The 12,521-nt window shown below is 61.6% G+C and carries 12 protein-coding genes; 6 read left to right on the forward strand and 6 right to left on the reverse strand.

Annotated elements, in window-relative coordinates:
• Positions 1–178: 178 nt before the first annotated feature.
• From M5B99_RS26490 to M5B99_RS26500, 3 genes are all read right to left on the reverse strand, one after another.
• On the reverse strand, positions 179–1,837 hold the full coding sequence (locus M5B99_RS26490; protein WP_248806836.1) for a cation acetate symporter: 1,659 nt from the start codon (positions 1,835–1,837) through the stop codon (positions 179–181).
• The gene (locus M5B99_RS26495; RefSeq protein ID WP_248806837.1) at positions 1,834–2,145 is read right to left on the reverse strand and encodes a DUF485 domain-containing protein; all 312 of its coding nucleotides are present in this window, start codon (positions 2,143–2,145) and stop codon (positions 1,834–1,836) included. Before M5B99_RS26495 ends, M5B99_RS26490 begins: the two co-directional genes overlap by 4 nt.
• Before the next feature lie 284 nt (positions 2,146–2,429).
• Positions 2,430–3,278: a glycine betaine ABC transporter substrate-binding protein gene (locus tag M5B99_RS26500; RefSeq protein ID WP_248806865.1), complete on the reverse strand. Its 849-nt coding sequence runs from the start codon at positions 3,276–3,278 to the stop codon at positions 2,430–2,432.
• Positions 3,279–3,609: 331 nt separating this feature from the next.
• On the opposite strand from M5B99_RS26500, the gene M5B99_RS26505 reads away from it, so the two are divergent.
• The gene (locus M5B99_RS26505) at positions 3,610–5,169 is read left to right on the forward strand and encodes a beta (1-6) glucans synthase (RefSeq protein ID WP_248806838.1); all 1,560 of its coding nucleotides are present in this window, start codon (positions 3,610–3,612) and stop codon (positions 5,167–5,169) included.
• Between the two features lie 7 nt (positions 5,170–5,176).
• Here the strand turns inward: M5B99_RS26505 and M5B99_RS26510 are convergent, their stop codons facing one another.
• Positions 5,177–5,557, reverse strand: coding sequence for a hypothetical protein (locus M5B99_RS26510; protein WP_248806839.1), 381 nt, complete (start codon positions 5,555–5,557; stop codon positions 5,177–5,179).
• Between the two features lie 237 nt (positions 5,558–5,794).
• On the opposite strand from M5B99_RS26510, the gene M5B99_RS26515 reads away from it, so the two are divergent.
• Both M5B99_RS26515 and M5B99_RS26520 read left to right on the forward strand, forming a co-directional pair.
• Complete coding sequence (locus M5B99_RS26515; protein ID WP_248806840.1) at positions 5,795–7,093, forward strand: serine/threonine protein kinase; 1,299 nt, start codon at positions 5,795–5,797, stop codon at positions 7,091–7,093.
• Positions 7,086–7,874: a VacJ family lipoprotein gene (locus M5B99_RS26520; protein WP_248806841.1), complete on the forward strand. Its 789-nt coding sequence runs from the start codon at positions 7,086–7,088 to the stop codon at positions 7,872–7,874. Before M5B99_RS26515 ends, M5B99_RS26520 begins: the two co-directional genes overlap by 8 nt.
• Positions 7,875–8,053: 179 nt before the next feature.
• Here M5B99_RS26520 and M5B99_RS26525 read toward each other — a convergent pair whose 3' ends face one another.
• Positions 8,054–9,235 (reverse strand): patatin-like phospholipase family protein, encoded by a 1,182-nt coding sequence (locus tag M5B99_RS26525; RefSeq protein ID WP_248806842.1) that lies wholly within the window; start codon positions 9,233–9,235, stop codon positions 8,054–8,056.
• A gap of 70 nt (positions 9,236–9,305) precedes the next feature.
• Positions 9,306–10,238 carry a lipid A biosynthesis lauroyl acyltransferase gene (locus M5B99_RS26530; RefSeq protein WP_248806843.1) on the reverse strand — a complete coding sequence of 311 codons (933 nt, stop codon included), beginning with the start codon at positions 10,236–10,238 and terminating at the stop codon, positions 9,306–9,308.
• Positions 10,239–10,359: 121 nt separating this feature from the next.
• Between M5B99_RS26530 and minC the strand changes: the two genes are divergently transcribed.
• The 3 genes from minC to minE all read left to right on the forward strand — a co-directional run bounded on the left by minC (position 10,360) and on the right by minE (position 12,370).
• On the forward strand, positions 10,360–11,097 hold the full coding sequence (minC, locus tag M5B99_RS26535; RefSeq protein ID WP_100940885.1) for a septum site-determining protein MinC: 738 nt from the start codon (positions 10,360–10,362) through the stop codon (positions 11,095–11,097).
• A gap of 202 nt (positions 11,098–11,299) precedes the next feature.
• On the forward strand, positions 11,300–12,112 hold the full coding sequence (gene minD, locus M5B99_RS26540; protein WP_100940886.1) for a septum site-determining protein MinD: 813 nt from the start codon (positions 11,300–11,302) through the stop codon (positions 12,110–12,112).
• 3 nt (positions 12,113–12,115) lie between these two features.
• Positions 12,116–12,370, forward strand: a complete 255-nt coding sequence (gene minE, locus M5B99_RS26545) for a cell division topological specificity factor MinE (RefSeq protein ID WP_007898843.1) — start codon at positions 12,116–12,118, stop codon at positions 12,368–12,370.
• Positions 12,371–12,521: the final 151 nt, after the last annotated feature.

Below are 12,521 nucleotides of genomic sequence, written 5' to 3' on the forward strand. Positions count from 1 at the left end.
ACCCACGGCGCACGCCACTCCCTGTGGGAGCGGAGCTTGCCCGCGAAGAGGCCCTGCCAGACAACAGAAGACTCAACGCACCACCCGGCCAGTACAGTGACACTCGAACAAAAATGCCCCGGTCTCTCGACCGGGGCATTTCCTGGATGCAGCTTATCTATAGAAACCCGTACAACCCTTAGTGAGCAACCGCCCCACTCGCCCCCAAACCGGTCTGCGAACGCACGAACTGCGGGAAGAACAGCGCCCGCTCGTTATCGGCCGCCGTCGACTTGTCGGTAATGGAGAAGAACCAGATCCCGACGAACGCAATGGCCATCGAGAACAGCGCCGGATACTCATACGGGAAGATAGCCTTCTCGTGATGCATGATCTGCACCCAGATGGTTGGCCCCAGGATCATCAGCCCTACCGCACTGACCAGGCCCATCCAGCCGCCGATCATCGCGCCACGGGTGGTCAGCTTCTTCCAGTACATGGAAAGCAGCAGCACCGGGAAGTTGCAGCTGGCAGCAATCGAGAACGCCAGGCCGACCATGAACGCGATGTTCTGGCTTTCGAACAGGATGCCGAGGCCGATCGCCAACACGCCGAGGGCGATGGTGGTGATCTTCGAGACACGGATCTCATCCTTTTCGTTGGCCTTGCCCTTCTTGATCACGCTGGCATACAGGTCATGGGACACCGCCGAGGCACCGGCCAGGGTCAGACCGGCCACCACCGCGAGGATGGTGGCAAAGGCCACCGCCGAGATAAAGCCAAGGAAGAGGTTGCCGCCGACCGCGTTGGCCAGGTGCACCGCCGCCATGTTGCTACCGCCAAGCAACGCACCCGCGGCATCCTTGAACGCCGGGTTGGTGCTGACCAGCAGGATCGCGCCAAAACCGATGATAAAGGTCAGAATGTAGAAGTAGCCGATGAAACCGGTGGCATACAACACGCTCTTGCGCGCTTCCTTCGCATCACTCACGGTGAAGAAGCGCATCAGGATGTGTGGCAGGCCGGCAGTACCGAACATCAGCGCCAGCCCCAACGAGAAGGCCGAGACCGGATCCTTCACCAGGCCACCAGGGCTCATGATCGCCTCACCCTTGGGGTGAACCTTGATCGCTTCGGAAAACAGCACGTTGAAGTCGAAGTTGACGTGCTTCATCACCATCAGCGCCATGAACGAGGCACCGGACAGCAACAGCACCGCCTTGATGATCTGTACCCAGGTGGTCGCCAGCATGCCGCCGAACAGCACATAGAGGCACATCAGGATCCCCACCAGGATCACCGCCACGTAGTAGTCCAGGCCGAACAGCAGCTGGATCAGCTTGCCGGCGCCGACCATCTGGGCGATCAGGTAGAAGGACACCACCACCAGCGACCCGCAGGCCGACAGAGAGCGGATCTGGGCCTGCCCGAGGCGATAGGACGCCACATCGGCAAAGGTGTACTTGCCCAGGTTGCGCAGGCGCTCGGCGATCAGGAACAGAATGATCGGCCAGCCCACCAGGAAGCCGATGGAGTAGATCAGGCCATCATAGCCCGAGGTGTAGACCAGCGCGGAAATCCCCAGGAAGGACGCCGCCGACATGTAGTCACCGGCGATCGCCAGGCCGTTCTGCAAACCGGTGATCTTGCCGCCCGCCGCGTAGTAGTCGGCGGCCGACTTGTTGCGCTTGGAGGCCCAGTAGGTGATGCACAGGGTGGCGCCGACGAACACCACGAACATCGCGATGGCCGACACATTGAGAGGTTGCTTGTGCACTTCGCCGGTCAGGGCGTCAGCCGCCAGGACCAGGGGCGCGAAGGCCGAGCCGGCCAATACTGCCAATAGACGCCGGATCATTGTTGGGCCTCCTTGAGAATCGCCTTGTTCAGGTCGTCGAATTCGCCATTGGCGCGACGCACATAGATGGCCGTCAGGACGAACGCCGAAACGATCAGTCCGACACCCAACGGGATACCCCAGGTGATGGAAGAGCCAGGACTGAGCTTGGCGCCCAGAATCTGCGGCCCGTAGGCGATCAACAGAATGAAAGCCGAGTAAAGCCCAAGCATGATCGCCGACAGTGTCCAGGCGAAGCGTTCCCGTTTCCTGACCAGCTCCTTGAAGCGGGGGCTGTTTTGAATCGAGAGGTAAATGCTGTCGTTCATTGTTTTTATCCTCGCAGCACAGATGAGATGAAACGTTTTTCACTTTAGGCGGCTGGGGAAGCGAAACCAGACGACCTTAGTATTAGAACGACATTACCGTTTCGCCAGTTCTTGTCTGAAAGACCCTTTGCATGAGCTGGCCTGCCGGCGATGGCGGCAGGATGAACGCAGCAAGGCTCAGGGGCCTCATCGCCGGCAAGCCGGCTCCCACGGAGACTAGACGCAAAAAAGCCGCATGACACGGAGTCATGCGGCTTTTCGGTGGGACTATGCTGGCAGGTGGGTTACTTGGTCCACTCGGCTACGCGATCCGGATGCTTGGCAACCCAATCCTTGGCCGCAGCATCCGGCTTGGCACCATCCTGGATGGCCAGCATGACTTCGCCGATCTCATCCTTGGAGGCCCACTGGAACTTCTTCAGGAACGCCGCCACTTCCGGCGCTTTCTTGTCCAGCTCCTTGCTGCCGATGCTGTCGACGGTTTCAGCCGCGCCATAGACGCCTTTCGGGTCATCCAGGAAGCGCAGCTTCCACTTGGCGAACATCCAGTGCGGCACCCAACCGGTCACGACAATGGATTCGTGTTTCTTCTCGGCCCGGGCCAATTCAGAAATCATCGCCGCACCCGAACTGGCTTGCAGCTTGTAGTCCAGACCGTAATCCTTGATCGCCTGGTCGGTCTTGAGCATCACGCCTGAACCCGCGTCGATGCCGACGATCTTGTTCTTGTAGGTGGCGTCACCCTTCAGGTCAGCGATGGATTTGGCCGTGACATACTCCGGTACGATCAGGCCGATCTTGGCGTCCTTGAAGTTGGGGCCATAGTCGACCACCTTATCCTTGTTCTTGGCCCAATATTCACCGTGGGTCACCGGCAGCCAAGCCGAGAGCATGGCATCAAGCTTGCCCGTGGCAACGCCCTGCCACATGATCCCGGTCGCCACGGCCTCCAGCTTCACGTCATAGCCCAACTTCTGTTTGATCACCTCGGCCGCGACATTGGTGGTCGCAACACTGTCGGACCAACCATCGACATAACCGATGGTCACTTCCTTGCCAGCAGCACTTACCATGGTAGAGCTGATCGCCAGCGCCAGAACCGCACCAGCGCCTAAGAGTCGTCGCATCTTCATCATTACTTCCCCGAAATGCTGCACCCGACGACTGCCGGGCGACGTCAACGTATTGTTATAGTGCATGGCGCCCCCATCACGCCTCACCCGTAAACCCGTACGATCATCAGCGGAGTTCTGACGCCCCGATCATCAACCTGCCTCGCCCATCGACCTGCTCTGACAGCGACCTCAAGACAACGAGAAACGACATCAGAACGCCAGCAATCGGAGGCTTGGGAAATCCCCTCATTTTATTGCGCTCGAACTTTGCATGACAAAATACTGCTGGGGCCCTGGGACGGGGGAAATCCGGGTAATATGCGCGGCTTTGTTCCCATACGGCCCGACCATGTCCGCCACTGCCCGTTTCCCGCTCCAGCCTTATCTGTTCGCCTGCCTGCTCGGGCTTCTTGCACTCGGTGGCTTCTGGTATGGCCTCGGCCAGCCGGTGATCCTGCCCGATGCGGCGACCCCGACCCACAAGCTGCAATGCGCCTCCTATACCCCGTTCGCCAAGGACCAATCGCCCTTCGACCAGCCGTTCACCCCGCGCCTGGAACGCATGGACGCCGACCTGGCACTGCTGGCAACGCGCTTCGAGTGCATTCGCACCTACTCCATGACCGGCCTCGAGGCCCTGCCGGATCTGGCGCGCAAGCACGGCTTGAAGATGATGATCGGCGCCTGGGTCAGCAGTGACCCGCTGGCCACCGAGAAGGAAGTCGACGCCCTGATCGCCTCGGCCAACGCCAACGCCGATGTGGTCAGTGCGGTAATCGTCGGTAACGAAGCCCTGCTGCGCAAGGAGGTCACCGGCGACCGACTGGTCAAGCTGATCCACAAGGTCAAGGCCAACGTGAAGCAACCGGTGACCTACGCCGATGTCTGGGAGTTCTGGCTCAAGCATCCGCAGGTCGCCCCGGCCGTGGACTTCCTGACCATTCATCTGCTGCCGTACTGGGAAGATGAGCCTGCCGGTATCGACCGCGCCCTCGAACATGTCGCCCAGGTACGCGAAATATTCGGCAAGCGGTTCGCGCCCAAGGACATCCTGATCGGTGAAACCGGCTGGCCGAGCGAAGGCCGCCAGCGCGAAACCGCCCTGCCGAGCCGGGTCAACGAAGCGAAGTTCATTCGCGGCTTTGTCAGCCTGGCCGAGCAGAACGGCTGGCACTACAACCTGATCGAGGCATTCGACCAACCGTGGAAACGCGGTAGCGAAGGCGCGGTCGGCGGCTACTGGGGGCTGTTCGATGCCGACCGCCAGGACAAGGCCGTGTTGGCCGGGCCGGTTTCGAACCTGCCGCAATGGCCGCGTTGGCTGGGCTTCGGCGGGCTGATTTTCCTGGGTACCTTGCTGCTGGCCGGGCGAGCCCGCAGCACGCGGGCGGCGCTGTTGTTGCCACTGCTGGGGGCGCTGGCCGGCTGTTCCATCGGTGCCTGGGGCGAGTTGGCGCGGGTGACCAGCCGATTTACCGGTGAGTGGATCTGGGCCGGCTTGCTGGTGGTGTTGAACCTGCTGGTGCTGGCGTATGCGGCGCTGGCCCTGGGTAGCCAGGCGGGCTGGCGCGTCGGCCTGTTCAGATTGCTGGAGCGACGCGCCGGCTGGCTGCTGGCGGGGGCGGGCTTTGCCGCGGCGGTGATGATGCTGGAGTTGGTGTTCGATCCACGTTATCGCAGCTTCCCGAGCGCGGCCTTGCTCTTGCCGGCGCTGGTATTCCTGGTGCGTCCGGTGCGCGGTCCGCGTCGGGAGCTGGGACTGCTGGCACTGATCATCGGCGCCGGTATTGCTCCGCAGCTGTATCGCGAGGGCCTGGCAAACCAGCAGGCTTGGGGTTGGGCGCTGGTCAGCGTGCTGATGGTGGCCGCGCTGTGGCGCGCCAGGCGTCAAATGTCCTTTCAGATTTGAGATCGCCTTAACTGGCGGACACTGAATCACGCGGTGCCCGCACCAACCGCAACCCGGCAATCACCAGCGCAAACACCGCCAACGTGGTGTTGTACAGCGCCAGCGCCGGAAATCCGGCCAACAGCGCCAGTACCGCCAAGCCCCGCCCCAAACGTCCCGGCACCACAAAAGCCAGCAACGCCGCGACCAACGCCGTCCAGCCCAGGGCCTTGAAGTGGATCAACCACCCCAGGCTGGAACGCGCCTGGCACTGCCAGCGCGACGCCTCATCCAGGCACAGCCCGACCCACTGCCCGTCCTCCATCAATCCATAACGCACGCCATAACTGGCAGCCAGCCACAACAGCAGGAGAACAAGCAGTAGAACCAGCGGTAAACGGCGAGACATGGACAACTCCGATAAGCGAAAACGGCGCCCAGCATAATCGCCAGAAGCGCCTATGCAAGCGCTCGCCACACATAACTGTTCGGCAAACTGCGGCAACGTGTATCGTTGCCGGGCAATTACCCGTCGCAACCCCATCTAAAATGCTTTTTTTAGCGTCGGGACATGGCACTTCGGCAGTACCCCAGTGGTCATAGCCTGCGAACCTCATTCAGTGCTTTCCTTCAAAGGGATGTAGTCATGCTCCGTTCTCTGCGCCTCGCTGCCTTTATCGGCGGTCTCATTCTGAGTGCGTCCGCCCTGGCAGTCGATGTCGATGCCGCCAGCTATGGCTACCCGTTGACCAACCCGTTCGAAGCGACTATCGCCACCACGCCGCCGGCGCTGCGACCGAAACTGCCCGACGACGACAGCATCCACCAGGCCGACTACAGCCTAAAGCTGCGCCCCGAGCGCGACTTCATCCTCCCGGACAATTTCTGGGCGGTGAAGAAACTCACCTACCGCCTGGCCCGGCAGGATCACCCGGCGCCACTGATTTTCCTGATTTCCGGCACCGGCGCACGCTATGACAGCAGCATCAACGAGTACCTGAAGAAGCTCTATTACCAGGCCGGCTACCACGTCGTGCAGTTGTCGTCGCCCACCAGCTTCGACTTCATGAGCGCCGCCTCGCGCTTCGCCACCCCCGGCATCAGCCAGGAAGACGCCGAGGACATGTACCGGGTCATGCAGGCCGTACGCGCCCAGCACCCGAAACTGCCGGTCACCGAGTACTACCTCACCGGCTACAGCCTCGGCGCCCTCGACGCGGCGTTTGTCAGCAAACTGGATGAAACCCGGCGCAGCTTCAACTTCAAGAAAGTCCTGCTGCTCAACCCGCCGGTCAACCTCTACACCTCGGTGACCAACCTGGACAAGCTGGTGCAGACCGAGGTCAAGGGCATCAACAACACCACCACCTTCTATGAACTGGTGCTGGCCAAGCTGACCCGCTACTTCCAGCAGAAGGGCTACATCGACCTCAACGATGCCCTGCTCTACGACTTCCAACACTCCAAGCAACACCTGACCAATGAACAGATGGCCATGTTGATCGGCACCACCTTCCGCTTTTCCGCGGCCGACATCGCCTTCACCTCGGACCTGATCAACCGCCGCGGCCTGATCACACCGCCGAAGTACCCGATCAGCGAGGGCACCAGCCTGACGCCGATGTTCAAGCGCGCCCTGCAATGCGATTTCGACTGTTACCTGACCGAACAGGTGATCCCGATGTGGCGCGCCCGTAGCGACGGCGGCAGCCTGCTGCAATTGATCGACCAGGTCAGTCTCTACGCACTCAAGGACTACCTGCACGACAGCCCGAAAATCGCCGTGATGCACAACGCCGACGACGTCATCCTCGGCCCTGGCGACCTCGGATTCCTGCGCAAAACCTTTGGCGATCGCCTGACGGTCTACCCCCATGGCGGCCACTGCGGCAACCTCAATTACCGCGTCAACGCCGACGCCATGCTGGAGTTCTTCCGTGGCTAAATCTCTTTTGTTGATCGCAGCCTTGCTCTGCGCAACCCCTGCCCTGGCCGACAACAGCAAGGCCCACGACCCCGTGGTAACGGACCCGGATGGCTTCACCGAGCCGTTGAAAAAGCTCAAGTTCAATCCGGGCCTGGACCAGCGTGAATTCGAGCGTTCGACCCTCAACGCCCTGAGCGTCTACGACCCGCTGGAGTCCTGGAACCGCCGGGTCTACCACTTCAACTACCGCTTCGACGAGTGGGTGTTCCTGCCGGCGGTCAACGGCTACCGCTACGTCACGCCGACCTTCCTGCGCGAGGGCGTGAGCCACTTCTTCAGCAACCTGGGAGATGTCTCCAACCTGCTCAACAGCTTGTTCCAGTTCAAGGGCAAGCGGGCACTGGAAACCACCGGACGCCTGCTGCTCAACACCACCATCGGCGTTGCCGGCCTGTGGGACCCGGCGACCAAGATGGGCCTGCCACGGCAGACCGAAGACTTCGGCCAGACCCTGGGCTTCTACGGCGTACCGGGCGGGGCGTACCTGGTGCTGCCGTTCTTCGGGCCATCGAACCTGCGTGACACCGGCGGCCTGGTGTTCGACTTTGCCGCCGAATCGCAGATCAACTTCCTCAACGTCTCGCAGGTCAGCTCCGACCATCCGGAGATCTACCTGCTGGAGGCCATCGACAAGCGTTACACCACCAGCTTCCGTTATGGCCAGTTGAACTCGCCGTTCGAATACGAGAAAGTCCGTTACGTGTACACCGAGGCCCGCAAATTGCAGATCGCCGAATAAGCCCGGAGACTACAGGTGCCGGGCTTGCCGCGCTGCCGGTCTGCTGAGACAACGGATTCTTTAAAACGCCACAAAACCTGTAGGAGCCCGGCTTGCCGGCGATGAGATCCTTAAGTCTTGCATCGCCCTTACGGCCGCCATCGCTGGCAAGCCGGGCTCCTACAAGATCCGGGGTGTTCTCAGGTCAGCACCGACGCCGCCTGCGCCACCATCGAAACCTGCGGCAACCCCAGGAACCGACACAACTCCTCGCGCTTGGCCAGGGCATCGCGACGCCCCAGCTCGATCAATTCGCTGCAATAGGACGCCTCGAACAGCAGGTAACTCAACACCCCGGCCCCGCTGGTCCGGGTCGCCCCCGGACCACGCAGGAAAAAGCGCAACGCCGCCGGCAACTCATGGCGATGGCGCGCGGCGATTTCATCGATCGGCTGACTCGGCGCAATCACCAGCACATCCACCGGCGCCAAACCCAGGCTGCGCGGCTGCGGCGGCACCATCCGACTGAACTGGTTCAAACGCTGCAACAGCTCGATATCGCTTTCCAGGCTGTCAATGAACGTGCTGTTGAGCATATGCCCACCAATCTGCGCCAGGCTCGGCTGCTGCCCGCTATAGGTCCGCTCAGCGCCGGCATCGACACCCCGCAGGTTGCCACTGACGCCCACCACCAGCACCCGGGTAGCCCCCAGGTGCAACGCCGGGCTGATCGGAGCGGACTGGCGCACCGCACCGTCACCGAAATACTCCTCGCCCAATTTGACCGGGGCGAACAGCAGCGGGATCGCCGAACTGGCCAGCAGGTGCTCGACGGTCAGTCGGGTCGGCATGCCGACTCGCCGGTGACGCAACCAGGAATCGATGGCCCCCTTGCCCTGATAGAAGGTCACCGCCTGGCCTGACTCATAGCCAAACGCGGTGATCGCCACCGCGTGCAGTTGCTGTTGCTCAATGGCGTGGTCGATACCCGGCAGATGCAGCTTGTCACTGAGCAGGTCACGCAAGGGTGAACTGTCGAGCAGCGCCACCGGTACCTGCGCGCCCAGCCCCAGCAGGCTATGACTGACAAAGCGGCTGGCCTGGCGGATCACTCCCGGCCAGTCGCTACGCAGCACCAGATGGCTGCGAAAACCCTGCCAGAACGCGGTCAGGCGTTCGATCGCCGCGGTGAAATCCATCGCCCCGCTGGCCAGACTGACCGCATTGATGGCACCCGCCGAGGTCCCGACGATCACCGGAAACGGGTTGGCCGCCCCCGCCGGCAGCAGCTCGGCAATCGCCGCCAACACACCCACCTGGTAAGCCGCGCGCGCGCCCCCTCCGGAAAGAATCAGACCGGTGACCGGTTCAGCTGGGCTCATCGCGACACTCCATCAATCAGGTAACATCCTGATACACCACCGCCCCCCCTGTCGCAACACCCGGGTGGGTTTATCCGCGTTTCGGGTAGAGCTTGGGTTCACCCGGCGGCCGACTCTTGAAGCGGCGATGAGCCCAGAGATATTGCTCCGGGCATTCCCGCAACGCCACCTCGACCCATTGGTTGATCCGCAGGCAGTCGGCCTCTTCGGTTTCCCCCGGGAAATCCACAAGCGGCGGATGAATCACCAACCGATAACCGCTGCCGTCGGCCAGGCGCTCCTGGGTGAACGGTACCACCAACGCCTTGCCCAGGCGGGCGAACTTGCTGGTGGCGGTGACGGTGGCCGCCTGGATGCCGAACAACGGCACGAATACGCTCTGCTTGATGCCGTAGTCCTGGTCCGGCGCGTACCAGATCGCCCGACCGGCACGCAGCAACTTGAGCATGCCACGCACATCGTCGCGCTCGACTGCCAGGGAATCGAGGTTGTGCCGTTCACGGCCACGGCGCTGGATAAAATCGAACAGCGCATTACTGTGCTCGCGGTACATGCCGTCGATGGTGTGGCGCTGACCGAGCAAGGCCGCGCCGATCTCCAGGGTGGTGAAATGCAGGGCCATCAGGATCACGCCCTTGCCTTCGCGCTGGGCCTGCTGCAGGTGTTCGAGGCCCTCGATATGGGCCAGGCGCGCGAGACGCGGCTTGGACCACCACCAGCTCATGGCCATTTCGAAGAAGGCGATCCCGGTGGATGCGAGGTTTTTCCTCAACAGCTGCTCGCGCTCGGCGTCGGACAACGCCGGGAAACACAATTGCAGATTGCGCGCGGCGATCGTCCGTCGGTCGGCGGACACCCGATACATCACGGCGCCGAGAAAACGCCCCAGCAGCAACAAGAACCCATAGGGCAACTGGACAATCAGCCACAGCAAGCCCAACCCCAGCCATAGCAGCCAGTAACGGGGATGAAGAAAAGCAGCTCGAAAACGCGGGCGATCCATGGGTGATTCCGGACAGACAACAAGGCCGCGCATTCTACAACGGTTCGCGGCGGCTTGCGGCCCGAGGGCGTTCTCGTTATAAGTCTCGGCACTTTTAGTGACAAGCTGCGTTATCCCGACCATGAGCCAAACCGAACTGCTAGACCAGGATCCCGTGTTTCAGCTGAAGGGCAGCATGCTCGCCATCACGGTGCTGGAACTGGCGCAGAACAACCTCGACGCCCTCGATCGGCAACTGGCGGCCAAGGTCGCCCAGGCCCCGAACTTCTTCAGCAACACCCCGCTGGTGCTGGCGCTGGACAAACTGCCGGACGGCCAGGGTCCCATCGACCTGCCCGGGCTGATGCGCGTCTGCCGCCAGCACGGCCTGCGCACCCTGGCGATCCGCGCCAACCGCATCGAAGACATTGCCGCCGCGATTGCCATTGACCTGCCGGTGCTGCCGCCGTCCGGCGCCCGCGAACGACCGGTCGACCCGACCGAAGGCCTGGAAAAGAAAAAACCGGAAAAACCACCAGAGCCTACTATCAAACCGACGAAAATCATCACCTCACCAGTCCGTGGTGGCCAGCAGGTCTATGCCCAGGGTGGCGACCTGGTGGTCATCGCTTCCGTCAGCCCCGGCGCGGAACTTCTGGCCGATGGCAACATCCATGTTTATGGCCCCATGCGCGGTCGCGCCCTGGCCGGCATCAAGGGTGACACCAAAGCACGGATTTTCTGCCAGCAACTGAGCGCCGAGTTGGTCTCGATTGCAGGCCAGTACAAGGTTTCCGAAGATTTGCGCCGCGATCCCTTGTGGGGCGCCGGCGTTCAAGTCAGCTTGTCCGGGGACGTGTTGAACATCATCCGGCTTTAACGGATACTTGCCGCCATTTCCAAAATGTCTCCTTCTCGTAGCGAAAACAGCTCGAACGACGTGGGAAATCGCGAAAGGTAAGAATAACCCGAGGCTCTTCAGACTTTTCCTCGATTTCCAACCGACGCTACACGGCTACAGTTATTTTTTAGTGACATTCTTCAGGGGCTGAAAGTCCTTTATTCCTTAGGGGTGATACACCTTGGCCAAGATTCTCGTGGTTACATCCGGCAAGGGTGGTGTGGGTAAGACCACCACCAGCGCCGCCATCGGTACCGGCCTCGCGCTGCGGGGCCACAAGACAGTGATCGTCGACTTCGACGTCGGCCTGCGTAACCTCGACCTGATCATGGGCTGTGAGCGTCGCGTGGTGTATGACTTCGTCAACGTCGTCCAGGGCGAAGCCAACCTGCAGCAAGCCCTGATCAAGGACAAGCGCCTGGAAAACCTCTACGTGCTGGCCGCCAGCCAGACCCGGGACAAGGACGCGCTGACCAAGGAAGGCGTGGAAAAGGTCCTGATGGCCCTCAAGGAGGATTTCGAGTTCGTCGTCTGCGATTCCCCGGCGGGTATCGAGACCGGTGCCCATCTGGCCATGTACTTCGCCGACGAAGCCATCGTCGTGACCAACCCCGAAGTGTCCTCGGTGCGTGACTCCGACCGTATGCTCGGCCTGCTGGCGAGCAAATCGCGCCGCGCCGAGAACAACGAAGAGCCGATCAAGGAACACCTGCTGCTGACCCGCTACAACCCCGAGCGCGTCAGCAACGGCGAGATGCTCGGCGTCGAAGACGTCAAGGACATCCTCGCGGTGACCCTGCTGGGCGTGATCCCCGAATCCCAGGCGGTGCTCAAGGCCTCCAACCAGGGTGTGCCGGTGATTCTCGACGACCAGAGCGATGCCGGCCAGGCCTACAGCGACGCGGTCGACCGCCTGCTGGGCAAGACCGTGGAACATCGCTTCCTCGATGTGAAGAAGAAAGGACTCTTCGAGCGCCTGTTTGGAGGCAACTAAGCAATGAACCTTTTTGACTTCTTTCGTGCCAGCAAAAAAGTAAGCACCGCGTCGGTCGCGAAAGAGCGTCTGCAGATCATCGTGGCGCACGAACGCGGCCAACGCAGCACCCCGGATTACCTGCCGGCCTTGCAAAAGGAACTGGTGGAAGTCATCCGCAAGTACGTCAATATCGGGTCCGACGACGTGCATGTGGCGCTGGAAAACCAGGGCAGCTGCTCGATCCTGGAACTCAATATCACCCTGCCCGATCGTTGATCGATCCGGCCGGAGCCACGGCGGCCCGGAGCCTGTGCTTTTTGTAGGAGCAGAGCTTGCTCGCGAAAGCGGTCAATCAGTCGTCACTTGAGTCGACTGTGAAATCCATTCGCGAGCCAAGCTCTGCTCCTGCAGGAAGGCGCGGGCTCCG

Source organism: Pseudomonas sp. MWU13-2100 (assembly GCF_023242365.1).
Lineage (GTDB): Bacteria > Pseudomonadota > Gammaproteobacteria > Pseudomonadales > Pseudomonadaceae > Aquipseudomonas.

Coding starts and splice junctions, on each gene's coding strand:
- M5B99_RS26490 (WP_248806836.1), bottom strand. CDS start 1,837: ATGATCCGGCGTCTATTGGCAGTATTGGCCGGCTCGGCCTTCGCGCCC.
- M5B99_RS26495 (WP_248806837.1), bottom strand. CDS start 2,145: ATGAACGACAGCATTTACCTCTCGATTCAAAACAGCCCCCGCTTCAAG.
- M5B99_RS26500 (WP_248806865.1), bottom strand. CDS start 3,278: ATGAAGATGCGACGACTCTTAGGCGCTGGTGCGGTTCTGGCGCTGGCG.
- M5B99_RS26505 (WP_248806838.1), top strand. CDS start 3,610: ATGTCCGCCACTGCCCGTTTCCCGCTCCAGCCTTATCTGTTCGCCTGC.
- M5B99_RS26510 (WP_248806839.1), bottom strand. CDS start 5,557: ATGTCTCGCCGTTTACCGCTGGTTCTACTGCTTGTTCTCCTGCTGTTG.
- M5B99_RS26515 (WP_248806840.1), top strand. CDS start 5,795: ATGCTCCGTTCTCTGCGCCTCGCTGCCTTTATCGGCGGTCTCATTCTG.
- M5B99_RS26525 (WP_248806842.1), bottom strand. CDS start 9,235: ATGAGCCCAGCTGAACCGGTCACCGGTCTGATTCTTTCCGGAGGGGGC.
- M5B99_RS26530 (WP_248806843.1), bottom strand. CDS start 10,238: ATGGATCGCCCGCGTTTTCGAGCTGCTTTTCTTCATCCCCGTTACTGG.
- minC (WP_100940885.1), top strand. CDS start 10,360: ATGAGCCAAACCGAACTGCTAGACCAGGATCCCGTGTTTCAGCTGAAG.
- minE (WP_007898843.1), top strand. CDS start 12,116: ATGAACCTTTTTGACTTCTTTCGTGCCAGCAAAAAAGTAAGCACCGCG.